The sequence below is a fragment of the Streptomyces chiangmaiensis genome, assembly GCF_036281785.1.
Taxonomy (GTDB): domain Bacteria; phylum Actinomycetota; class Actinomycetes; order Streptomycetales; family Streptomycetaceae; genus Streptomyces; species Streptomyces chiangmaiensis.
On sequence record NZ_JAYWVC010000132.1, the window covers coordinates 1 to 23,069 of the forward strand.

The 23,069-nt window shown below is 71.8% G+C and carries 21 protein-coding genes; 16 read left to right on the top strand and 5 right to left on the bottom strand.

Annotated features, from left to right (window positions below):
• Positions 1-377 (bottom strand): FadR/GntR family transcriptional regulator (locus tag VXC91_RS29355; protein ID WP_329510371.1); only part of this gene is annotated, 377 nt, incomplete at its 3' end.
• A gap of 75 nt (positions 378-452) precedes the next feature.
• On the opposite strand from VXC91_RS29355, the gene VXC91_RS29360 reads away from it, so the two are divergent.
• From VXC91_RS29360 to VXC91_RS29375, 4 genes are all read left to right on the top strand, one after another.
• Positions 453-1,823, top strand: a complete 1,371-nt coding sequence (locus tag VXC91_RS29360) for a glutamine synthetase family protein (protein ID WP_329510372.1) — start codon at positions 453-455, stop codon at positions 1,821-1,823.
• A gap of 11 nt (positions 1,824-1,834) precedes the next feature.
• Complete coding sequence (locus VXC91_RS29365) at positions 1,835-3,214, top strand: aldehyde dehydrogenase family protein (protein WP_329510373.1); 1,380 nt, start codon at positions 1,835-1,837, stop codon at positions 3,212-3,214.
• Positions 3,211-4,002 carry a 3-oxoacyl-ACP reductase gene (locus tag VXC91_RS29370; protein WP_329510374.1) on the top strand — a complete coding sequence of 264 codons (792 nt, stop codon included), beginning with the start codon at positions 3,211-3,213 and terminating at the stop codon, positions 4,000-4,002. Before VXC91_RS29365 ends, VXC91_RS29370 begins: the two co-directional genes overlap by 4 nt.
• Before the next feature lie 455 nt (positions 4,003-4,457).
• Complete coding sequence (locus VXC91_RS29375) at positions 4,458-5,366, top strand: DUF2510 domain-containing protein (protein ID WP_329510389.1); 909 nt, start codon at positions 4,458-4,460, stop codon at positions 5,364-5,366.
• A 14-nt stretch (positions 5,367-5,380) separates the two neighbouring features.
• Here the strand turns inward: VXC91_RS29375 and VXC91_RS29380 are convergent, their stop codons facing one another.
• Complete coding sequence (locus VXC91_RS29380; RefSeq protein WP_329510375.1) at positions 5,381-6,583, bottom strand: amino acid deaminase/aldolase; 1,203 nt, start codon at positions 6,581-6,583, stop codon at positions 5,381-5,383.
• 296 nt (positions 6,584-6,879) lie between these two features.
• On the opposite strand from VXC91_RS29380, the gene VXC91_RS29385 reads away from it, so the two are divergent.
• Together VXC91_RS29385 and mycP are read left to right on the top strand one after the other, a co-directional pair.
• Complete coding sequence (locus VXC91_RS29385) at positions 6,880-8,415, top strand: hypothetical protein (protein ID WP_329510376.1); 1,536 nt, start codon at positions 6,880-6,882, stop codon at positions 8,413-8,415.
• Positions 8,412-9,590: a type VII secretion-associated serine protease mycosin gene (gene mycP / locus VXC91_RS29390; protein ID WP_329510377.1), complete on the top strand. Its 1,179-nt coding sequence runs from the start codon at positions 8,412-8,414 to the stop codon at positions 9,588-9,590. Before VXC91_RS29385 ends, mycP begins: the two co-directional genes overlap by 4 nt.
• A 13-nt stretch (positions 9,591-9,603) precedes the next feature.
• Here the strand turns inward: mycP and VXC91_RS29395 are convergent, their stop codons facing one another.
• Positions 9,604-10,542 (bottom strand): serine hydrolase, encoded by a 939-nt coding sequence (locus tag VXC91_RS29395; protein WP_329510378.1) that lies wholly within the window; start codon positions 10,540-10,542, stop codon positions 9,604-9,606.
• A gap of 147 nt (positions 10,543-10,689) precedes the next feature.
• Here VXC91_RS29395 and VXC91_RS29400 point away from each other — a divergent pair, with 147 nt between their 5' ends.
• A complete protein-coding gene (locus tag VXC91_RS29400) occupies positions 10,690-11,469 on the top strand; it encodes an SseB family protein (protein ID WP_329510379.1) in 780 nt (259 codons plus the stop codon).
• A gap of 19 nt (positions 11,470-11,488) precedes the next feature.
• On the opposite strand, the gene VXC91_RS29405 is transcribed toward VXC91_RS29400, so the two are convergent.
• Positions 11,489-11,884 carry a DUF1844 domain-containing protein gene (locus tag VXC91_RS29405; protein WP_329510380.1) on the bottom strand — a complete coding sequence of 132 codons (396 nt, stop codon included), beginning with the start codon at positions 11,882-11,884 and terminating at the stop codon, positions 11,489-11,491.
• 425 nt (positions 11,885-12,309) lie between these two features.
• Between VXC91_RS29405 and infC the strand changes: the two genes are divergently transcribed.
• From infC to VXC91_RS29450, 9 genes are all read left to right on the top strand, one after another.
• Positions 12,310-12,957, top strand: a complete 648-nt coding sequence (infC, locus tag VXC91_RS29410) for a translation initiation factor IF-3 (RefSeq protein ID WP_329510390.1) — start codon at positions 12,310-12,312, stop codon at positions 12,955-12,957.
• 109 nt (positions 12,958-13,066) lie between these two features.
• Positions 13,067-13,261, top strand: a complete 195-nt coding sequence (gene rpmI / locus VXC91_RS29415; protein ID WP_329510381.1) for a 50S ribosomal protein L35 — start codon at positions 13,067-13,069, stop codon at positions 13,259-13,261.
• A gap of 110 nt (positions 13,262-13,371) precedes the next feature.
• Positions 13,372-13,755 (top strand): 50S ribosomal protein L20, encoded by a 384-nt coding sequence (gene rplT / locus VXC91_RS29420; RefSeq protein ID WP_059125646.1) that lies wholly within the window; start codon positions 13,372-13,374, stop codon positions 13,753-13,755.
• Between the two features lie 208 nt (positions 13,756-13,963).
• Complete coding sequence (locus VXC91_RS29425) at positions 13,964-14,821, top strand: TrmH family RNA methyltransferase (RefSeq protein ID WP_329510382.1); 858 nt, start codon at positions 13,964-13,966, stop codon at positions 14,819-14,821.
• Between the two features lie 93 nt (positions 14,822-14,914).
• Positions 14,915-16,048 (top strand): sensor histidine kinase, encoded by a 1,134-nt coding sequence (locus tag VXC91_RS29430; RefSeq protein ID WP_329510383.1) that lies wholly within the window; start codon positions 14,915-14,917, stop codon positions 16,046-16,048.
• A gap of 291 nt (positions 16,049-16,339) precedes the next feature.
• A complete protein-coding gene (gene pheS / locus VXC91_RS29435; protein ID WP_329510384.1) occupies positions 16,340-17,464 on the top strand; it encodes a phenylalanine--tRNA ligase subunit alpha in 1,125 nt (374 codons plus the stop codon).
• Positions 17,464-19,974 (top strand): phenylalanine--tRNA ligase subunit beta, encoded by a 2,511-nt coding sequence (gene pheT / locus VXC91_RS29440; RefSeq protein WP_329510385.1) that lies wholly within the window; start codon positions 17,464-17,466, stop codon positions 19,972-19,974. Before pheS ends, pheT begins: the two co-directional genes overlap by 1 nt.
• A 558-nt stretch (positions 19,975-20,532) precedes the next feature.
• Complete coding sequence (locus tag VXC91_RS29445; protein ID WP_329510386.1) at positions 20,533-21,873, top strand: transcriptional regulator; 1,341 nt, start codon at positions 20,533-20,535, stop codon at positions 21,871-21,873.
• Between the two features lie 151 nt (positions 21,874-22,024).
• On the top strand, positions 22,025-22,594 hold the full coding sequence (locus VXC91_RS29450) for an NUDIX hydrolase (RefSeq protein WP_329510387.1): 570 nt from the start codon (positions 22,025-22,027) through the stop codon (positions 22,592-22,594).
• On the opposite strand, the gene VXC91_RS29455 is transcribed toward VXC91_RS29450, so the two are convergent.
• Positions 22,591-22,848, bottom strand: a complete 258-nt coding sequence (locus tag VXC91_RS29455; protein ID WP_329510388.1) for a hypothetical protein — start codon at positions 22,846-22,848, stop codon at positions 22,591-22,593. The genes VXC91_RS29450 and VXC91_RS29455 overlap by 4 nt on opposite strands.
• Between the last annotated feature and the right edge of the window lie 221 nt (positions 22,849-23,069).

Below are 23,069 nucleotides of genomic sequence, written 5' to 3' on the forward strand. Positions count from 1 at the left end.
TCCAGCACCTCGCGGAACCGCAGCACGTCCTCGATGTCGACCTTCTCGATGCGCCGGCGCAGTTCGTCCTCGCTGCCCGCGTCGAGGCGCGGCAGCACGAACGTGCCGCCGTACCGCCCCCGCCGCGGCTCCACCAGACCCTGGTCCTGGAGCACCTTCAGCACCTCGCGCAGCGTCACCCTGCTGATGCCCAGCCGCTGCGCCAATTCCCGCTCCGCGGGGAGTCGTTCACCGCCGGGTACCAGCCCGAGGCGGATGACCTGGAGGATCTGCTCCAGTGCCTCCTCGAAGCCGTTGCCGGTCCGCACGGGCCGCAGCACCGGCGTCAGCCGGTCCTGCGGGCCGCCGGAGCCGCCCTCGGGTTCCGTCTGCGACATCCGGCCGTGCCCCCTTCCCAACAAATGGTTCTCGCACATACCTTATGGCTCTCGGCGGACCGAAGGAGACCTCCCGTGGCACACCGCACACCCCCGCTCGGCGTCGAGGAGCTGCACGCCCTCGTCGCTGGCGGCGAGATCGACACTGTCGTGCTGGCCTTCCCCGACATGCAGGGGCGGCTCCAGGGCAAGCGGTTCGCCGCGCGGTTCTTCCTCGACGAGGTCCTGGAACACGGCACGGAGGGTTGCAACTACCTCCTCGCCGTCGACACCGAGATGAACACGGTCGACGGCTACGAGATGTCCTCCTGGGACGGCGGCTACGGCGACTTCGCCCTCCACCCGGACATCGGCACCCTGCGCCGGGTACCCTGGAACGAGGGCACGGCCATGGTCATCGCCGACCTCGCCTGGGACGACGGCTCTCCCGTGGTGGCGGCCCCCCGCCAGATCCTTCGCCGGCAGACGGAGCGCCTCGCCGCCCTCGGGCTCACCGCCCAGGTCGGCACGGAGCTCGAGTTCATCGTCTTCAAGGACACCTACGAGCAGGCCTGGGACGCGAACTACCGGGGCCTGACCCCGGCCAACCAGTACAACATCGACTATTCCGTGCTCGGCACGGGACGGATCGAGCCCCTGCTGCGCCGCATCCGCAACGAGATGGCGGGTGCCGGCCTGACGGTGGAGTCCGCCAAGGGCGAGTGCAATCCGGGCCAGCACGAGATCGCCTTCCGTTACGACGAGGCCCTGGTCACCTGCGACCAGCATGCGATCTACAAGACCGGCGCCAAGGAGATCGCGGCCCAGGAGGGCGTCTCGATCACCTTCATGGCCAAGTACAACGAGCGCGAGGGCAACTCCTGCCACATCCATCTCTCGCTCGCCGACGAGCACGGCCGCCATGTCATGGCCGGTTCGCCCGGTGACCCCGGCGGGATGTCGGAGACCATGCGGTTCTTCCTCGCGGGACAGCTCACCGCCCTCCGTGACTTCTCGCTCCTCTATGCGCCGGGCATCAACTCCTACAAGCGGTTCCAGGCAGGATCCTTCGCCCCGACCGCGGTCGCCTGGGGGCACGACAACCGCACCTGCGCCCTCAGGGTCGTCGGTCACGGCCGCTCGCTGCGGTTCGAGAACCGCCTGCCCGGCGGTGACGTCAACCCGCACCTCGCGGTCGCCGGGATGATCGCGGCCGGGCTGTACGGCATCGAGCAGAAGCTGGAGCTTCCCGAACCGTGCCCGGGCAACGCGTACACCGCCGAGCACGAGCATGTGCCGACCACCCTGCGCGAGGCCGCCGAGCTCTGGGAGAACAGCCCCATCGCCAAGGCCGCCTTCGGCGACGAGGTAGTCGCGCACTACCGCAACATGGCCCGCGTCGAACTGGCCGCCTTCGACGCCGCGGTGACCGACTGGGAGCTGCGTCGCTCCTTCGAACGCATGTGAAAGGTCCTTTCGTGCCGAACGAGCTCGAACTGCAGGTACGCAATCCGGCCACCGAGGAGGTCGTCGCCACCGTCCCGGCCGCCACCACGGCCGACGTGGACGCCGCCGTCGTACGGGCCGCTCGGGCGCAATCCCGGTGGGCCGCGCTCCCTCCCGGCGACCGTGCCCGGCTGCTGCGCCGGTTCGCCGTGACGGTCGACGACCACCTCGAGGAACTGGCCCGGCTGGAGGTTCGCGAGGCGGGGCACACGGTCGGCAACGCCCGGTGGGAGGCGGGCAACGTCCGCGATCTGCTCGACTACGCGGCCGGGGGAGTGGAGCGCCTGACCGGACGTCAGATCCCGGTGCCCGGCGGCCTGGACGTCACGATCCTCGAACCGCTCGGCGTGGTCGGCGTGATCGCCCCCTGGAACTTTCCGATGCCGATCGCCGCGTGGGGCACGGCGCCCGCGCTCGCGGCGGGCAACGCGGTGATCCTCAAGCCCGCCGAGACGACGCCACTCACCGCCCTGCGCCTGGCCGAACTGGCCCTGGCGGCCGGCCTGCCGGAGGGCCTGTTCCAGGTGCTGCCCGGCCACGGCCCCGTCGCGGGCAACGCACTCGTCGAGCACCCGGATGTGGCGAAGATCGTTTTCACGGGATCCACGGCCGTGGGCACACAGGTGCTGGCGAAGGGCTCCGCCCTCCTCAAGCGTGTCACCCTGGAACTCGGCGGCAAGAGCCCCAACATCGTGTTCGCGGACGCCGACCTGGACGCCGCGGCGGCCGCCGCCCCGATGTCGTTCCTCGACAACTCAGGCCAGGACTGCTGCGCCCGCACCCGCATCCTCGTCCAGCGCACCGCGTACGACCGATTCCTCGACCTCCTCGCCCCCGCGGTCGAGTCGGTCCGGGTCGGCGATCCGGCCGACGAGAGCACCCAGATGGGCCCGCTGATCTCCAGGGCCCAGCTGGAGCGGGTGCGTTCGTACGTCGCCACCGACGCGCCCGGCATCCGCGGCAAGGCTCCCGAAGGCCCCGGCTTCTGGTTCCCGCCCACCGTGCTCACCGACGTGGACCCGCACGCCCGGGTGGCCGTGGAGGAGGTCTTCGGCCCGGTCGCCGTCGTCCTGCCCTTCGAGGACGAGGCCGACGCCGTACGGCTCGCCAACGACACCTCCTACGGCCTCGCCGGCTCCATCTGGACCCGGGACGTCGGCCGCGCGCTGCGCGTCTCCCAGGCGGTCCGCGCCGGCAACCTGTCCGTCAACTCCCATTCCAGCGTCCGCTACTGGACCCCCTTCGGCGGCTTCAAGCAGTCGGGGATCGGCCGGGAACTCGGCCCGGACGCCCTGATCGCCTTCACCGAGACCAAGAACGTCTTCATCAGCACGGAGGGCCCCGCACAGTGACCGCTCGGACATCGGACACCATCTGCCGCCGCCTGGTCGGCCGTACCGCCGTCATCACCGGTGCCGGCAGCGGCATCGGTCTCGCCACCACGCGCCGGCTCGCCTCCGAGGGGGCCTACGTCGTCTGCGGCGACATCGACGAGACCCGCGGCAAGGCGGCCGCCGAGGAGGTCGACGGGCTGTTCGTGAAGGTCGACGTCACCGACGCCGAGCAAGTCGAGGCGCTCTTCAAGGCCGCCTACGACACGTACGGCAGCGTCGACATCGCCTTCAACAACGCGGGCATCTCGCCGCCGGACGACGACTCCATCCTGGACACCGGCCTCGAGGCGTGGAAGCGGGTCCAGGAGGTCAACCTGACCTCGGTCTACCTGTGCTGCAAGGCCGCCATCCCCTACATGCGGCGTCAGGGCAAGGGCTCCATCATCAACACGGCGTCGTTCGTGGCCCGCATGGGCGCGGCCACGTCGCAGATCTCCTACACCGCGTCCAAGGGCGGGGTGCTCGCCATGTCCCGCGAGCTGGGCGTGCAGTTCGCCCGCGAGGGCATCCGGGTCAACGCCCTGTGCCCAGGACCCGTCAACACCCCGCTCCTGCAGGAGCTGTTCGCCAAGGACCAGGAGCGGGCCGCGCGCCGCCTGGTGCACATCCCGGTCGGCCGGTTCGCCGAGGCCGAGGAGATCGCGGCGGCGGTGGCGTTCCTCGCCAGCGACGACTCCTCCTTCGTGAACGCCACCGACTTCCTCGTGGACGGCGGAATCTCGGGCGCGTACGTCACGCCCCTTTAAGGCAAAGGGTATGGTCCACGCCATATGAGACACCTCGTCGCGTGGCCCCTGGTCGCGGCCGCCGTCCTGGCGGCCGCGACGCCTTCGTCGGCCGCCGGCAGCGTGCGGCGTACCGGTCCGCGCTCGCGGCGGGCGACGCCGTCACCGACGTCACGTTCGTCGGTGACGCCACCCGCGCCCATGTGGTGATCAACCGGAACAAGAGCGAACCGATGTGCCGGGCGTACGACGACACCGACGGGCGCCTGCTGATCAATCCCATGTTCATCGAGCCGCTGCCGCGCAGGCCGGACCCCTGCCCGTGCTCGGCGAGCGCCCACAACGAGCCGGACGGCAGCCTGGTCCGGTCCCGAGGGACGACGGCTCGGTCGTCCCCGACCAGCAGGACACGGTGTACTGAGCGAGTTGTGACGGGCCCTGTGTGGCGGTTCCCGGTACGGCCTACAGTGGCCGGGATGAGCAGTGCGCCCCCGCCCGGCTGGTATCGCGATCCGTCGTACCCGCTCACCGAACGCTGGTGGGACGGGGCCGCGTGGACCGATCACCGGCGTCAGCCCGAGGTGCCCGTGCCGCCGTCGCCGCAGCCACCGGACCGCCGGGGGCCCCGGCGCGCCGGAGGGGTCGCGCTCGGGACGGCCGGGGCCCTCCTGGTCGCCGCGATCGTCACCGGCGCCGTCGTCGCCGAAAACGACGGTGGCGGGGCGGCACAGACCAAGTCCTCTTCCACAGCGGCGACTTCCGCGTCGGCGAGCGACGCCTCGCCGCCCGCTCCGGCGACGTCGGCCATGGGGGACCCGAACGTCGTCCTGGACGAACTCAACGGCATCACCTTCCCGGTGCCGGGGGGATGGACGAGGGCCGAGAACGTCGCCGAGGACGACGTCGTGCTGACCACGCCGGGCGTGTACGACTGCCCGGGCGACCCCGGCTTCTGCCGCCACGGCAGGGTCCTCTCGCGCACCGCCACGTCCGCCCCCGGCGCGTCCCCGGAGTCGATCGCCAAGGGCGACATCGCAAACGCCGCGCACGAGGAGTACGACCGCGACCGGCTCGGCCGCCGGCCCTTCGGCGGTGTCACGTCCCACCGGCTGCTCGCGTCGGGCCAGGTCGCGGTCGCGGGCCGGGCCGGGTACTTCGTACGCTGGCGCGTCGACACCGCGAAGGGACCCGGGGGTTACGTCGAGTCGCTGGCCTTCCCGTCCAGCACGGGCTCACAGGCGCCAGTCGTCGTCCGCTTCGCCTTCGACGCGGGCCCGGACGGTCCGCCCCTCTCCGACATGGACAGGATCACCAACGGGATCAGGCCGGTCGGCGACGCGGCGACGAGCGGAGGGGTGGGCAGCAGCATCGGGCCCGGCGGCTGAACCTGCGGCAGCCCTCAGAGGAACGTGTGCCCCTCGCCGCGATACGTCGGCACCGTCGCCGTGACCTCGTCGCCCTCCACCAGATGGAGCTCGGCGAACCGTTCGCACAGCTCCCCTGCCTTGGCGTGCCGGAACCACACCTTGTCGCCGATGAGCAGGTCGTCGGCGGGCGCGCCCAGCAACGGCGTCTGCACCTCGCCCGGACCCTCCTGCGGGTCGTACCTCAGGCCCTCCGGCAGATAGGGGGCGGGCAGCCGGTCGGGGCCCGCGGCTCCCGACGCGGGATAGCCGCCGCCCAGCACCGTCACCACCCCGACGCCCGGCCTGCGCACGACCGGCAGGGCGAACAGGGCGGCCGGACGCCCGTGGAACGAGGTGTAGTTGTCGAACAGCCGCGGCACATACAGCCCCGAACCCGCCGCGATCTCGGTCACCGCGCCCTCGGCGGCCGTGTACTGCACGCTGCCCGTACCGCCGCCGTTGACGAACTCCAGGTCCGGAGCCACGGAACGGACGGCGCGCACCGCTTCGGCCCGCCGCTCGGCGAGCTCCCTGCGCGCCGTGGCCTGCATCAGGCGGATCGCCCGCGACCGCACCGGCCGCCCGGACACCGCGTCGCCGACACCGGCTATGTGGCCCTCGTACGCCATGATCCCCACCAGCCGGAAACCGGGCGTGCGTGCCACCGTACGGGCCATCTCGGCGATCTGGTGGGGGGAGTGGAGAGGGGAGCGGCGCGCCCCGATGCGGACGCGCCCGCCGAGCAGCTTCAGCGAGGTGTCCAACTCCAGGCAGACGCGCACTTCTTCGGTGCCGCCCTGGCGGGCGTCGTCGATGAGGCGCAGCTGCGCCGGGTCGTCGATCACCACCGTGACGGCTGCGGCGAGCTTGGGATCGCCGGCCAGCTCGGCGAAGCCCCGCCGGTCGGCCGACGGATAGGCGAGCAGGACGTCGTCGAAACCGGACCGGGCCAGCCACAGCGACTCGGCCAGCGTGAAGGACATGATGCCCGCGAAGCCCTTCCGGGCCAGAACGCGTTCGAGCAGGGCGCGGCAGCGGACGGACTTGCTCGCGACGCGGACCGGCTTGCCCTCGGCCCTGCGGAGGATGTCCTCGGTGTTGGCGTCGAACGCCTCCAGGTCCACGATCGCGACGGGAGCGTCGAGCTCGGCGGTGGCCCGGTCGTACCGAGCCCGGTCTGCGGCGCGGGCAGTCATGAACGCAGCCTGCCAGATGCGATTACCGCAGGGTAGGGGGACGATCCGGGCAGATGCCCCCGGTGCTGCGGACTGGTTCCCGTTCGAGGCCGTTCAAGCCGTAGAGTGACGCGCACGCGGGGAACGCGGTGGCTCCGCCCGGGTGCGCACGCCCGGGATGGGTGTCCGCCCGCGCGGGTATGCCTGCCCAGGACGGGGTGGCGGTCCCGCACCACGCGAGACCGGCCGCTCCCCGCGGGCGGTCGAACACCCCGGCAGCCTCCGGGGCGGGCCGGCCACGAGGAAACGGGGGGTGCATGAGCACGGAAGCGCGTCGCGCCTCCATTCCTCCGCGCCCCACGACCCCGCCCCGCCCGTCGACCCCGCCGGGCGAACCGCGCACGCAGCCGGACCACACGCCTCCCGCCCCGCAGGACCCGCCCCGGGCGGCGTGGCGCGAGGGCACCCCGGGCGCCGTTCCGCCCCGGCCCGAGCAGCCGCCCGCGGTTCACGGCGCCGACGCACCACGGGTGCCGTCCGCCCGAGCGTCCTCGCTCCCGGCGCCATCGCGCGAGCAGGCGCCCAGGGCGGGGACCCGCGCCCAGGCGGACGCTCCCGCGCGACCCGCCGTACCGCCGCGGACCGGCGGCGCGCTCGCCGGCACGGCCTCAGGGCCGTCTGCCGCCGACGGTCCCTCGGGCCGGCTGGACGCGAAGGGCTCCCCGCAGCGGCCCGGCGACACCCCGCCCCCGGAGTCCGGAGACGCCCCGCAGGCGTCGCCGCCCCGCACGCCGGAATCCCCCCGCTTCCCGAACCTGCGCCTCGACCGGAACGCCCAGCCGTACGGCCCGCCCCCGCCGACGGCTTCCTCGCGCTTCCCCGACCGGCCTCCGACGTCCGGTGCCCCTGCGCGGGGCGCCGATGCGCAGACCGTGCCCGCGCCGCGCGCCCCCCTGCCTGCCGAGGGCATCGTGGAGACCACCGTGCGCCTTCGGCCCCACCGGGACGAGAACGGGCCCGTCGCGCCACGCCCGTTCGTGACCGTGGCCCAGCCGGACACCCACACGATCGGCACCTGGCGCCGCCCCGGCTTCGGCACCCGTGTGCACCCCCGCGCCGCCGCGGCGGCCGCCTGCCTGGTCCTCGGCCTCGGGCTCATCGGCGGCGCCGTGACCGGGAGCTGGCTCACCGGGGACGGCTCGGGTGACGGAGCGCGGGACGCCTTCGCCGTCACCGGAGGTCTGTGGCACAGCGTCCCGGTCGACCGGCTGTTCCCGCCCACCATCAACGATCCGGGCGCGGGCCCCGGCGGTGCCGACCGCACCTGGACGAGGGTCGCCGTCGCCCCGGACGGTACCTGCAAGGCCGCCTTCGACCCTCTGCTGCGCAAGGCACTCGCACCCGTCGGGTGTCTGCGGCTGCTGCGCGCCACCTACACGGACGCGACCGGCAGTCATGTCACCACCGTCGGCCTGCTGTTCACCCGGGCCGACGCCGCCGCCATGGCCGCCCTGAACAGCCGCTTCAAGAAAGAGGGCCTCGACCGGCGCACCGACCTGATGCCGCGCCCGTACGCCGCGAAGGGCACCGTCGCCGCGAAGTTCGGCGACGCCCAGCGCGCCTCCTGGACGATCTCGGTCCTCACCGACGCCCCCGTCGTCGTCTACGCCGTCTCCGGCTTCGCCGACGGCCGCACCGTCACCGAACCGCAGTTCTCCGCGCAGGCCATGGCGACCGGCGCCACCACGGCCTCCGCCCAGGCGGGCCTCGGCTTCGAGGCGGCCGGACTCGCCGACCGCGTCGAGGCCGCCCTCCGCAAGACCGTCACCTCGGTCACGGAGAAGCCGTCATGAGCGTCCGCGGGGCCGGCGCCCGGATTCTCACCGTGCTTCTCGCCGGCTCGTTCGTCGTACTGCCCACCACCGCGGCGCACGCCGACGGGATACGCGACCAGGAGTGGGCCCTCGACGCCCTGCACGCCCAGAAGGCCTGGCAGACGACCAAGGGCAAGGGGATCACCGTCGCCGTCCTCGACACGGGCGTCGACTCCACCCATCCCGACCTGGCCGGCAACGTCCTGGCCGGCAAGGACCTGGTCGGCTTCGGCGCCGAGCGCGGCGACCGCTCCTGGGCCCGGCACGGCACCGCCATGGCGGGCATCATCGCCGGTCACGGCCATGGCGCCGGTGACGCCGACGGTGTCATCGGTGTCGCCCCCGAGGCCAAGATCCTTCCGGTCCGCGTCATCCTCGAGGACGGCGACCCAGGCCGTACCAAGGCCCGCAACACCCGCGGCAACGCCCTCGCCGAGGGCATTCGGTGGGCCGCCGACCACGGCGCCGACGTCATCAACCTCTCCCTCGGCGACGACTCCAAGTCCGCACACCCCGAGGCGGCCGAGGACGAGGCGGTGCAGTACGCACTGAAGAAGGGCGCCGTCGTCGTCGCCTCGGCCGGGAACGGCGGCGAGAAGGGCGACCACATCTCCTATCCGGCGGCCTACCCCGGCGTCATCGCGGCGACCGCCGTGGACCGCTACGGCACCCGCGCCTCTTTCTCCACCCGCCGCTGGTACGCCACCGTCAGTGCGCCGGGCGTCGACGTCGTCATCGCCGACCCCGACCGCAAGTACTACGAGGGCTGGGGCACCAGCGCGGCGTCCGCGTTCGTCTCCGGTGCCGTCGCACTGATCAAGGCCGCCCGTCCGGGCCTGTCCCCGGCCCAGATCAAGCAACTGCTGGAAAACACGGCCCGCAACGCCCCCAAGGGCGGCCGCGACGACTCCCGGGGCTTCGGCTTCATCGACCCCGCGGCGGCCATCAAGGCGGCCGCGCACCTCAAACCAGAGGGCCCGCACTCGGTGGCGTACGGCCGCAAGTACTTCGGCTCGGGCCCCGACACGTCCGACGACCGGGCGAACTCGCCGGGCTGGGCGGGCCCGCTGGCGGGAGGCATGGGCGTGATGCTGCTGGTGTCGTCGGTGGTGCTGTGGCGCGGGCGCAACGGGACGCGACCGTGGAGCCGTTGACGGGGCGCCGTCGTCAGGCGAACGCCGAAACCGCCGCTCGCGCCGCCGCCTCCACCAGCGAAATCCCCTTCTCCTTCGTGGAGTTGCCGTTCGACAGCGTCGCCACCAGGTAGGTGCCGCCGCCGGCCGTGATCCGCCCGATGCTGTTGATGTCCCACAGCCCGCTCGTGCTGCGCGCCAGCCAGCCGTTCTTCAGCGCCCACCCCGAGCCGTCCGCGGCCGCCGACACACCCCAGTGCTGGTCCGTGGCGATGTTGCCCATGAGGCCCTGCAGATACGTCCGAGAGGCGTCGCTCAGCTTGGAGACGTCCCCGAACACCTGCTGGAGCAGGGTGAGTTGATCGACCGCGGTGGTCTGCGTCAGTCCCCACAGCGGGCCGTCGCCGCCCGCGGTGCCTGTCAGGCCGAAGCGCTTGTTCGCCCGGTCGAGCCCGTCCGCCCGCCCGATCGCGGTCCACAACGCGGACGCGGAGCCGTTGTCGCTGTTCTCGATCATCGCGGTGGCGCACGACTTCTCCTGCGCGGTCAGCCGCCGGTCCGCGTCCTGCGCCTGCAGCAGCAGCGTCGCCAGGATGTCGACCTTGACGATGCTCGCCGTGTCGAAGGTCCCGTCGCCGTACCGGGCGCTGTCACCGGAGTCCAGGTCCAGCACCGCGACGGCCACGTCCGCGCCGTCCTCGACGGTCACCGTCCTCATGGCCTTCTCCAGCAGTGCGTCCCGGTCCACCGAGGGTTCCGCCGCAGGTTCCACCGATGCCTCCTGGCTCGCCGAGGGCGTCACCGACGACTGCGACGATACGGTGCCCGCTTCCGCGTGCGCCTGTGCCCTCACATATGCCGTCCCCGCCGCCGTACCGCCGACGACGACGGCAGACGCCAGCACCGCGCAGAGAACCGGGCGGCTTCGGGAGGTGCGGGTGCGTCGGCCACGCCGGGCTCTGTGGGACTCCATGGCCGCGATGTTCGGGAGCGGCGCTGTGCGCGTCGTTGGACGGACATGAGATCCATGTCAGTAATCGCTGAGAAACCCGTGAAACAGCCGACCGCCGTGTTCCAGGGTCGGCACGAGCGCGCCGAGGACCCCCGATAGGGTCGGTCCGTGGCGAACAAGAACATTCCCGACTCCGGCTTCCCCGACGACGACGGCTCCGCCGACCCCCGGCTGAGCGCGGCACTCGCCGCGTGGTCCGAGGACCGCACCGCGGTGGGGCCCGTGCTGGAGGCGCTGAAGGGCGCGCGGCTCCTCGTTCCCGTCGTCGCCGTCCTCGGTGAGGCGGAGGAGGTCGCTCACGGGGGGCACGGGGCCCCGGGGGAGGGCGCCGGAGGGAGACGAGGGGGCGTACTGCGCCGCGAGAAGACCAGCGAGATGGCCGTGCCCACCCTGAAGGCCGGCGACCGCACCGCCCTGCCCGCCTTCACGTCCACCGAGTCGCTGGCCCGCTGGGACCCGGCGGCCCGCCCCGTCGCCGTCCCCGTGCACCAGGCGCTGCAGGCCGCCGCGCACGAGAAGGCCGACACGATCGTGCTGGACATGTCCGGTCCGGTGCCGTTCGAGCTGTCGGGGCCCATACTGCTGGCGCTCGCGGAGGGCCGTACGACGACGGATCCGCTCGCCGACCCCGCCGTGACCGGCGCAGTACGGGCCGCCGTGGCCGGCGAGCCCGCCGTGCTGCGCGCCTACCTCGGCCCCGGACAGGCGGACGGCATCCTGGCGCTCGTCCTGGAACCCGGCGCGACCCCGGCCGAGGCCGCCGGTGCCGTGGCACGGCGCATGGCGGCCGACGAAACGCTGAGGGCCCGCCTGGTGCGCGGCCTCGACCTGGCGGTGCTGCCGGCCGAGGCGACGCCTCCGGGCGAGCCCCTGTTCGTCCGCGGGTGACGGGGTCGCGGTCGGTGGACTAGCCGTAGACCGGACCGGTGTACTTCTCGCCCGGCCCCTGGCCCGGCTCGTCCGGGACGATCGACGCCTCGCGGAACGCGAGCTGGAGCGACTTCAGACCGTCGCGCAGCGGGGCCGCGTGGAAGGAGCTGATCTCCGTCGCGCTCGCGTCGAGCAGACCGGCGAGGGCGTGCACCAGCTTGCGGGCCTCGTCCAGGTCCTTGTACTTGTCGCCCTCCTCGGTCAGACCGAGCTTCACGGCGGCGGCGCTCATCAGGTTGACGGCGACCGTCACGATCACCTCGACGGCGGGGACCTCCGCGATGTCACGGGTCATGGCGTCGAAGTCGGGGCTCCCGGCGGCGGCCGCGAACTCTGCGGAAGCCGGGGATTCCTCGGGGGAGGTGTCACTCATGCCCCACACGATAGGCCCCGGCCCGGTCTCCGCCTCGCGGGGGAGGCCCGGTGCGGGCCGTGGGCCCGGACGCCGGATGCCCGGTGCACGCCGGTTCGCACCACTCCCGGGGAGCTGCTAACCTTGTGTGACGACCGGCCGGACATGGCAGTGCCCGGCCCACAAGTGGAGGCTCCGATCTCCCACCTGACCGTCCTCCGGGACGGCGGGTCACCGGTCAGGCGGCCACCACCGTTCCGTACGGACGGTGGAGTCGCCCGAAGTGCGCCCCGCGGTCCACCCGCGGCGGTGCTCCGGAAGCTTTGGAGCCCCGCCTGTGTACCGTTCGGGGCATTTTTCATGCGCCGCGATGGTTGGGTCCCATGTCATCCAGACATATGCGGCTGTCCGCCAGACGGCCGTGATGGTGCTACCGAGGAGGATCCATCAGCACCGAGCCCCGCATCAACGACCGGATTCGCGTTCCCGAGGTGCGACTTGTCGGTCCCAGTGGTGAGCAGGTGGGCATTGTGCCGCTTGCCAAGGCCCTGGAGCTTGCGCAGGAGTACGACCTGGACCTGGTCGAGGTCGCGGCGAACGCCCGTCCGCCCGTCTGCAAGCTCATGGACTACGGGAAGTTCAAGTACGAGTCGGCCATGAAGGCCCGTGAGGCGCGCAAGAACCAGGCGCACACGGTCATCAAGGAGATGAAGCTCCGGCCGAAGATCGACCCGCACGACTATGACACCAAGAAGGGTCACGTCGTCCGGTTCCTCAAGCAGGGCGACAAGGTCAAGATCACGATCATGTTCCGCGGTCGTGAGCAGTCCCGGCCCGAACTGGGCTACCGGCTGCTGCAGCGTCTCGCGGAGGACGTCCAGGACCTCGGCTTTGTCGAGTCGAACCCGAAGCAGGACGGCCGGAACATGATCATGGTTCTCGGTCCGCACAAGAAGAAGACCGAGGCGATGGCCGAGGCTCGTCAGGCGCAGGAGGCCCGCAAGGCCGAGGCGAAGGCCCACCCGGGCCGCTCGCAGAACGCCGCCGAGGCCGAGAACACCGAGGCCCCGGCCGAGGCTTCCGCCGAGGCGTGACTCCCGGGACGCCAGTCCCAGGATGTAACCGATACAAGAGCGACGTTCCGATGTGCCCGGTTTCAGCGACCGGGCACCGGAGCGCCACCGACGAGGAGAGAACGGCGCTATGCCGAAGAACAAGTCGCACAGCGGTGCCAGCAAGCGCTTCAAGGTCACCGGCTCCGGCAAGGTGCTCCGGGAGCGCGCCGGCAAGCGCCACCTGCTCGAGCGCAAGTCGTCCCGGCTGACGCGTCGCCTCACCGGCAACGCCGAGATGGCCCCGGCCGACGCCAAGAAGATCAAGAAGCTTCTCGGCAAGTGACGCGAAGGCGCCTGATCTTCTGATCTTGCCGCGCCGTACGTCAGGACCGGGACCCAGTCGAATCCGGGTCGCGTGAGCACCACCGCGGCCCCGCTACAAGGAGTTAACAAGTGGCACGCGTCAAGCGGGCAGTCAACGCCCACAAGAAGCGCCGGGCGATCCTCGAGCAGGCCTCCGGCTACCGCGGTCAGCGTTCGCGCCTGTACCGCAAGGCCAAGGAGCAGGTCACCCACTCGCTGGTCTACAACTACAACGACCGCAAGAAGCGCAAGGGTGACTTCCGTCAGCTGTGGATCCAGCGCATCAACGCCGCTGCCCGCGCCAACGGCATCACGTACAACCGCTTCATCCAGGGTCTGAAGGCCGCGAACGTCGAGGTCGACCGCAAGATCCTCGCTGAGCTGGCCGTCAACGACGCCCGGGCGTTCGCCGCGCTCGTCGAGGTCGCGCAGAAGGCGCTGCCGGCGGACGTGAACGCGCCCAAGGCGGCGTGACGCTGCGACGGCGCTGCGTCGGCCAGGCCGACGTGACCGTGCGGACCCGCAGGCTCGAGCAGCCTGCGGGTCCGACTGCGTTCCGAGGCACACACCGGCCGGTACGGCATCTCCCTCACCGCCTGAGGGGCGTGGGCCCCCGGACCCGCCGCCCCGGTCGATCGCCGTCGCGGCGGACAAGAAACCCTGAACGACGAAGGTGAACCGCATGCCCCCGGCCCCCGAGCTGATCTCTCCCCGCTCTCCCCGCGTCAGCGCCGCCCGGCGGCTGGGCAAGCGGAATTTCCGGGGCAAGGAGCAACTGTTTCTCGCGGAGGGGCCCCAGGCCGTGCGGGAGGCCGCCGGGCACCGGGCCGACGGCCGGGCCACCCTCGTGGAACTCTTCACCACCCCCGAGGCCGCGGAGCGGTACCCCGACATCGTGGGGGCGGCCCATGACGCCGGTGCCCGTGTGCACCTGGCGGCCGAGGAGGTCATCGCCGACGTCTCCACCACCGTCACGCCCCAGGGCCTGGTGGGGGTCTGCCGGTTCCTCGACACCGACTTCGACGCGATCCTGAGCGCGCGCCCCCGGCTCGTCGCCGTGCTCGCCCATGTGCGGGACCCCGGGAACGCCGGGACCGTCCTGCGCTGCGCGGACGCCGCCGGCGCCGATGCCGTCGTCCTCACCGACGCCTCGGTCGACCTCTACAACCCCAAGGCCGTGCGCGCCTCCGTCGGCTCACTGTTCCACCTGCCCGTGGCCGTCGGCGTCCCCGTCGAGCACGTGGTGGCCGGGCTGAAGGGGGCCGGAGTGCGGATCCTGGCCGCCGACGGCGCGGGGGACCAGGACCTCGACGACGAGCTGGACAAGGGCACTATGGGCGGTCCCACCGCCTGGGTGTTCGGCAATGAGGCCTGGGGGCTCCCGGAGGAGACCCGGGCGCTGGCCGATGCCGTCGTGCGTGTGCCGATCCACGGAAAGGCCGAGAGTCTGAACCTCGCGACCGCCGCCGCCGTATGTCTCTACGCGTCCGCCCGTGCACAGCGCGCCGTCGGAGGGTGCCATTCCGTCACCCCCGGCTAGTAGGGTGGCGGGCTCGGGGGCCCCTCCCCCAGCTCTCGGCTTGCCTCGAGCAGGGAAGGTACCCCCACGCCGGATGAGAGGTGGGGCACGGGGATGATCGGCACGAGCAGAGCACCGGGAGCACGTGACGCGGACCGTGCGCTCGTGTCCCGGCGCGGTGATCTCGCCGAGCTCGGCATCGATCCGGACGACCTCCCCGACGGCCTCGTGATCGCCGACGAACACGGCAGGGTGATCTGCTTCAACGCCGCGGCCGCCCGCATCACCGCCGTCCCCGCCGCCGAAGCGCTCGGCCGGCGCCTCGAACAGGCGCTGCCCCTGGAGGACCTGGAGGGGCGGCGCTGGTGGCAGCTCACCGATCCCTACGGCGGCCTCGCCATCCGGGTACGGCAGCCCGAGCGGAATCTGCTGCTGCCGGGAGGGCGGGAGGTGCTCGTCTCCGCGCGGTACGTACGGACCCGTCCCACCGGGCCCGTACGCCACGTCGTGGTCTCCCTTCGCGACACCGAGGCGCGGCGCCGCACCGAGCGCAGCCATGCCGAACTGATCGCCACGGTGGCCCATGAGCTGCGCTCGCCGCTCACGTCCGTCAAGGGGTTCACGGCCACTCTGCTCGCCAAGTGGGAACGCTTCACCGACGACCAGAAGCGGCTGATGCTGGAAACCGTCGACGCCGATGCGAACCGGGTCACACGCCTGATCGCGGAGCTGCTGGACATCTCACGCATCGACTCCGGGCGGCTGGAGGTGCGGCGGCAGCCCGTCGACATAGGGGCGGCGGTGGGACGGCACATCCAGGCCTACGTCGCCGCCGGCCAGCCCGCGGACCGCTTCCTGCTGCGCCTGGAGCACCCCCTGCCCGCCCTGTGGGCCGACCCGGACAAGATCGACCAGGTGCTGAGCAACCTCCTGGAAAATGCGGTGCGCCACGGCGAGGGAACCGTCACCATCGACATCACGCCCTCGGCGTCCCCGCGCGAAGGGGAGGACGCCGGTACGTCGGTCACGGTGGGTGACGAGGGGCCCGGCATCCCGGAGGAGTCCATGAACCGCGTCTTCACCCGTTTCTGGCGGGGCAGCAAGCGCGGCGGCACGGGCCTCGGGCTGTACATCGTCAAGGGCATCGTCGAGGCCCACAGTGGCACCATCACGGTCGGCCGCGCCCGCGGCGGCGGGGCCGAGTTCCGATTTACGTTGCCCGTGGGCGCACCGGCGTATCTCCAGTAGGACCGCCGAGGCCCACGGGCTCTTCGCATCCCCCGGGAGCCCCGGATCCTGCCGTCGGATTCCCGCCCGCCGGGCGCCGCCCCGGCCAGCCCTTCGGGCGGACGGCGTGAGTGCGACGAGGGGGCCTGGTCCGGGCCGCCTTGTGGACGCGCGGTCCGGTAGCCACTCCCACCCCGTTAGACTCGGCCTTTGGCACCTTTGCGTCCCGAAGTCGGCGACGATTTGTCATCGGACCAGTGTCAGGACCAGTGACGGGGACCTTCAGCCAGCCAATCGGAAGCACGGGAAGAGATGTCGGCACCCAATAAGTCGTACGACCCTGTCGAGGTCAAGGCCTTGAAACCGGAAGAGATCGAGCGCATGCGGGACGAGGCGCTCGCCGCCTTCGCCGCCGCGGACTCCCTCGACGCACTCCACGAGGCCAAGGTCGCCCACACCGGCCCCGCCTCGCCGCTGGCCCTCGCCAACCGCGAGATCGGCGCCCTGCCCCCGCATGCCAAGGCCGAGGCCGGAAAACGTGTCGGCATGGCCCGTGGCGCGGTGAACAAGGCGCTCGCCGCCCGCCAGAGCGAGCTGGAGGCCGAGCGGGACACTCGCGTGCTGGTCGAGGAGTCGGTGGACGTCACGCTGCCCTACGACCGCGTGCCGGCCGGTGCCCGGCACCCGCTGACCACGTTCATGGAGCGGGTCGCGGACGTCTTCGTGTCCATGGGGTACGAGGTCGCCGAGGGCCCGGAGGCCGAGGCGGAGTGGTTCAACTTCGACGCCCTGAACTTCATGCCCGACCACCCGGCCCGGCAGATGCAGGACACCTTCTTCGTCGAGGGCCCCAAGGGCGACCACGGCGAGTCGGGCGTCGTGCTGCGCACGCACACCTCCCCGGTGCAGGCCCGCTCCCTGCTCGACCGTGAGCCGCCCGTCTACATCGTGTGCCCCGGCCGGGTGTACCGCACCGACGAGCTGGACGCCACGCACACCCCGGTCTTCCACCAGATCGAGCTGCTGGCCGTCGACGAGGGCCTGACCATGGCCGACCTCAAGGGCACGATGGACCACATGGTCCAGTCCCTCTTCGGGGCGGACATGAAGACCCGGCTGCGTCCGAACTACTTCCCCTTCACCGAGCCGTCCGCCGAGATGGACATGCTCTGCTACGTCTGCAAGGGCGAGTCCGTCGGCAACCCCGACCGGCCCTGCCGCACCTGCTCGAGCGAGGGCTGGATCGAGCTCGGCGGCTGCGGCATGGTCAACCCGCGGGTGCTGGTCGCCTGTGGCGTCGACCCCGAGAAGTACAGCGGATTCGCCTTCGGGTTCGGCATCGAGCGGATGCTGATGTTCCGCCACAACGTCGAAGACATGCGAGACATGGTCGAGGGTGACGTCCGGTTCACCCGGCCGTTCGGGATGGAGATCTGATGCGGGTCCCGCTTTCTTGGCTGCGGGAGTACGTCGACCTGCCGGCGACTCAGACCGGGCGTGACGTCCAGGCCAAGCTCATTTCCGTCGGTCTCGAGGTCGAGACCGTCGAGCAGCTCGGTGCCGACCTCAAGGGGCCGCTGGTCGTCGGCCAGGTGCTGTCCATCGAGGAGCTGGAGGGCTTCAAGAAGCCGATCCGGTTCTGCACGGTCGACGTCGGCCAGGCCAACGGCACGGGTGAGCCGCAGGAGATCGTCTGCGGCGCCCGCAACTTCTCCGTCGGCGACAAGGTCGTCGTGGTCCTGCCGGGCGCCGTGCTCCCCGGCGGCTTCGCGATCGCCGCCCGCAAGACCTACGGCAAGACCTCCCACGGCATGATCTGCTCCAGCGACGAGCTGGGCATGGGCGACGACAGCAGCAAGGGCATCATCGTCCTGCCTCCCCTGACCGAGGTCGGCACCGACGCCATCGAGCTGCTCGAGCTGGTCGACGAGGTGCTCGACATCGCGGTCACCCCCGACCGCGGCTACGCGCTCTCGCTGCGCGGCATCGCCCGTGAGGCCGCCGTCGCCTACGGTCTGCCGCTGCGCGACCCGGCGCTGATCGACGTGCCGGGCCCGAACGCGTTCGGCTACCCAGTGAAGATCTCCGACCCGCTGGGCTGCGACCGCTTCACCGCGCGCACGGTGACCGGCATCGACCCGGAGGCGCGCTCCCCGATCTGGCTGCAGCGCCGGCTGCAGAAGGCGGGCATGCGCCCGGTCTCGCTGGCCGTCGACATCACCAACTACGTGATGCTGGAGCTGGGCCAGCCCCTGCACGCGTACGACCGCCGCCGCATCCTGGGTCCGATCGGCGTGCGCCGGGCCCAGCCGGGCGAGGAAATCGCCACCCTCGACGGCGTCACGCGCACGCTGGACCCCGAGGACCTGGTCATCACGGACGACCGGGGCCCGATCGGCCTCGCCGGCGTGATGGGCGGCGCCAACACGGAGATCGTCGACCACGCCCACGAGAACGGTGGCACCACCGACGTCGTCATCGAGGCCGCCCACTTCGACGCGATCGCGATCGCGCGCACGGCCCGCCGACACAAGCTGGCCTCCGAGGCGTCCCGGCGTTTCGAGCGCGGCGTCGACCCGATGGCCGCGGCCGCCGCCGCACAGCGCACGGTCGACCTGCTGGTCCTGCTCGCGGGTGGCACAGCCGACGCGGGTGTCACCGAGGTCATCGCGCCCTCGGCGCCGCACACCATCACCATCCCGGCGAACCACCCGGACAAGGTGGCCGGTGTCGAGTACGGCCGCGAGACCGTCGTGCGCCGGCTCCAGCAGGTCGGCTGCGACGTCTACGGGCAGGACGAGCTGATCGTCACCGTCCCGTCCTGGCGGCCCGACCTCACCGACCCGAACGACCTGGCCGAGGAGGTCATCCGGCTGGAGGGCTACGAGAACCTGCCCTCCACGCTGCCCAAGCCCCCGGCCGGTCGCGGTCTGACCGACCGGCAGCGGCTGCACCGTCGTGTCGGTCGTGCGCTGGCAGGGGCCGGCTATGTCGAGGCCCTGAACTACCCGTTCATCGGCGAGCAGATCTTCGACCATTTCGGCCTGGCCGCCGACGACCCGAACCGCCGGGTCGTCAAGCTGGTCAACCCGCTCTCCGACGAAGAGCCCGCCCTCCGTACGACGCTGCTGCCGGGCCTGCTCGGCGCGCTGCGCCGCAACGCCGGCCGGGGCTCCCACGACCTGGCCCTCTTCGAGACCGGTCTGGTCTTCCACCCGCGCGCGGAGCAGCCCATCGCCACGCGTCTGCCCGTCGACCGCCGGCCCACCGACGAGGAGATCGCGTCGCTCACGGCGGCGCTGCCCGAGCAGCCGCAACATGCCGCGGTGGTCCTCGCGGGCGCCCGCGAGCAGGTCGGATGGTGGGGCAAGGGCCGCCCGGCCGACTGGGCCGACGCGATCGAGGCCGCGCGGAGCGTCGCCCGTGAGACGGGGGCGGACCTCATCGTCCGCCAGGGCCAGCACGGTCCGTGGCACCCCGGCCGCTGTGCCGAACTGGCCGTGGTGGCCGACGGCGACGAGCAGGTCATCGGGTACGCCGGTGAGCTGCACCCCGGTGTACTGAAGACCCTGGGCCTGCCCGAGCGCACGTGCGCGATGGAGCTGGACCTGGACGTGCTGGAGCAGGTGGGCACCGGGCCCGTGAAGGGTCCCCGGATCTCGAGCTTCCCGGTCGCCACCCAGGACGTCGCGCTGGTCGTGGACTCGACGGTCCCGCACACGGATGTCGAGGCCGCGCTGCGCGAGGGCGCCGGGGAACTGCTGGAGTCCATCCGGCTGTTCGACGTCTACGAGAGCGAGCAGCTCGGTGAGGGCAAGAAGTCGCTCGCGTACGCGCTGCGCTTCCGGGCCCCCGACCGCACCCTGACCGTCGACGAGGCCTCCGCGGCCCGCGACGCGGCGGTCACGCTGGCCGCCGAACGCACAGGGGCCACGCTGCGGAGCTAGTGCGGCGACCGGAAAGGTTCCCCGGCAAACCTTTCCGGTCACAGCACCGGTCGCCGGCACCGGTGGGGCGGGGAACTGCGGGTTGTTCTCCGGCTGCGGACGGTTCGCGGCCGGTCGCGCGGTTCCCCGCCTTCGACGTCGCCCTGCTGGTCCTGCACAGCGATCTCCTGCCCCGGGGTGCCGCTCCGGGGGCGCGGGACCATGACGCATGCGGGGCCGCCGCTTGGGCACGACCTGCCCCGAGAAGCCCGCGCGCGACCCACCGCTCCTGGTGCTGCACCAGCGCCCAGGCCCTATCGGCGGAGCGAGGGCACACGGCCGCGCCGTCCGCCCCGCTACGGAGTGTCGGGCAGGCAGCTGGGCGGACGGCGCGTCGGACCGCCGCACTGTACGAGGGGGAGCCGACGGCCCGGCCGGCCTCTTACGAGGGTTTTCAGTCAAGCGGGCGGAAACTCTCCGCAACAGCGCGCGCACAGCCCGGATTCGCGCACTCCGTTCACACCCCGTGTGAAGGCGAACGCACTACGCTGTCGAGACCGAGTCACCGGGGGGCCACTCATGCAGCCCAACACTCTGCTCGACGCGATCCTCGACGAGGCAGGCATATCCCACGCGGGACTCGCCGCGCACGTCAACCAGGCGGGACGGGCGCGCGGTCTCGCGCTCAGATACGAACACACCGCTGTGGCGCGATGGTTGAAGGGCCAGCGCCCTCGCGGTCAGGTGCCCGATCTGATCTGCGAGGTGCTCGCGGCCCGGCTGCATCGTCCGGTGACCCTCGACGACATCGGCCTCGGGGTACCCGGCGAACCGGCCGCCACGCACGGCTCCAGCCTGTCCGGTTTCGTGGAACGGGCCACGGCGTTGTGGCGGTCCGACGAGCAGCAGCGCCCCCACATCCTGGGCGCCCCCGCCGTCACGGGCACCCCCGCCGTGATGCCCGTGTGGGAGTGGGAGAACCCGCCCGAGGACGTGGACGTCTCGCGCGGCGGCAGGCATCGGGTCACCCCGGCGGACATCGAGATGCTGCGCGCCGCCCGCGCCCACTACGAGCAGCTGTACCGCAAGGCCGGCGGCATCGCGACCCGCAGCCGTATCGTCGGCTTCCTCAACTCCGAGACGGCGCCTCTGCTGCGCGGCAGCTACACCGACGCCATGGGCCGCCAACTGCACCGTGCCACCGGCGGTCTCGTGGCGATCAGCGGTATCTGCGCGTACGACTCGGACGCCCACGGTCTCGCCCAGCGCTACTTCCACCAGGCCCTGCGTCTGGCGAAGGCGAGCGGGGACCGAGGGCTCGGTGCGTATGTGATAGCGCTGCTGGTCAATCAGTCGCTGTTCATGCAGGAGTACCGGCAGGCCGTCGCGTTCGCCGAGGCCGCGCTCCGCGCCGCGGGCAGACAGATCACCCCGGCGCTCGCCTCCGACCTCTACGCGATGCAGGCGAAGGCGTATGCGCACCTCGGCGACGCCACGAGCGCGTTGTCCTGCATCCGGCGGGCCGAGTCGGCCGCCGAGCGCATTCGGCGTGGCCACGAGCCGGACGAGACCGGCTACGTCCAGCCCGGCCTCGTCAATGTCCAGGTCGCGGAGGCGTTGCTGAGCCTCGGCGACCTCGTGGCGGCGGGGGAGCACGCTGCGGCCGCCGTCGACACACCGGCGCACGACCGGGGCAGGGTGCACCGGCTCGCGATGCTCAGCCAGATCGAACTGCGCCAGGGCAACGCCGACAAGGCGGTGGCCACCGCGGTCGAAATGGCCGAGCAGGCCCGGGGGATGGAGTCCATGCGCCTGCGCGACAGACTGCGGGCGGTGCGCGAACACCTCGTACGCAGCGGCTGCGCCGGGACGGACGAGGCGGCCGAACTCATCGACGGGGCACTGCGCGTACCGCTGTAGGCATCGCCCCATCCACTGCCGGAGAGCCCTGCTTTCCCACCGGCGCGAGCGACTGCGCCCGCCGCTGCGCCGGGTGTGCGTCACTGTGAGCCTGCTGAGTGGACGCTCCTGCTGCGATATTGCCACTTACTCGACGGAAGGTGGCAGAACCGTGCAGTGGACGAAGCAGAACGAACAAACTGTGTATGAAAACCGTTGGTTCAGCGTCAATCTGGCTGATGTCGAGCTGCCGGACGGCAGGCATCTCGACCACTTCCTGATACGTCTGCGGCCCGTCGCCGTGGCCACGGTCGTGAACGAGGCGAACGAGGTGCTGCTGCTGTGGCGGCACCGCTTCATCACCGACAGCTGGGGGTGGGAGCTCGCTGCGGGCGTCGTCGAGGACGGCGAGGACATCGCCGACGCGGCAGCCCGCGAACTCGAGGAGGAGACCGGCTGGCGACCGGGACCCCTGCACCATCTCATGAGCGTGGAGCCCTCCAACGGCCTCACCGACGCCCGGCACCACATCTACTGGGCCGACGAGGGCGAGTACGTCGGGCACCCCGTGGACGACTTCGAGTCGGATCGTCGGGAATGGGTTTCCCTCAAGCTCGTCCCCGACATGGTCGCCCGCGGGGAGGTCCCGGCCGCCAACATGGCAGCCGCGCTGCTCCTCCTGCACCACCTCAGGCTCGGCCAGGACGCACGGCCCGCATCGTCCCGCGGCCCGGCGGGCTAGTGGGCCAAGGCCTGCCAGATCGCCAGGACAAGAGCGCCCACGGCCGTCAGGGCGGCGACCGCGGGCAGGGGCCAGCGCGTGTGTTCCAGCGCGACGACCCTGAGGCTCAGGTCGTCGAGATCCTTGGCGGTCTCCTCGGCGCGATGACTGAGCAGGGCCAGCCCTCCCTCGACCCGGGCGTGGGCCACATCGAGGCGGCGGCGTAACTCTGCGACTTCTCCTTGGACCACGGGATGCTCGGGGTCGGCGGTCACGAGTCCGCTCCTTTCCGTAGTTGTCACATCCCTTGCATGCGCATCAAGAGTCAACTCGCCTGGTGGACGCGATGGGAGAGTGTGCGCGCGGCATATGCGGGTCCGGTGCGCACACGGTGTGTGAATGACGCGGGCCCGGCACCGGAAACGGTGCCGGGCCCGCAGAGGACCAAGGATGACGGTCCGTGACCACGCGGCCACATCGGCGGAAGGGGATCAGG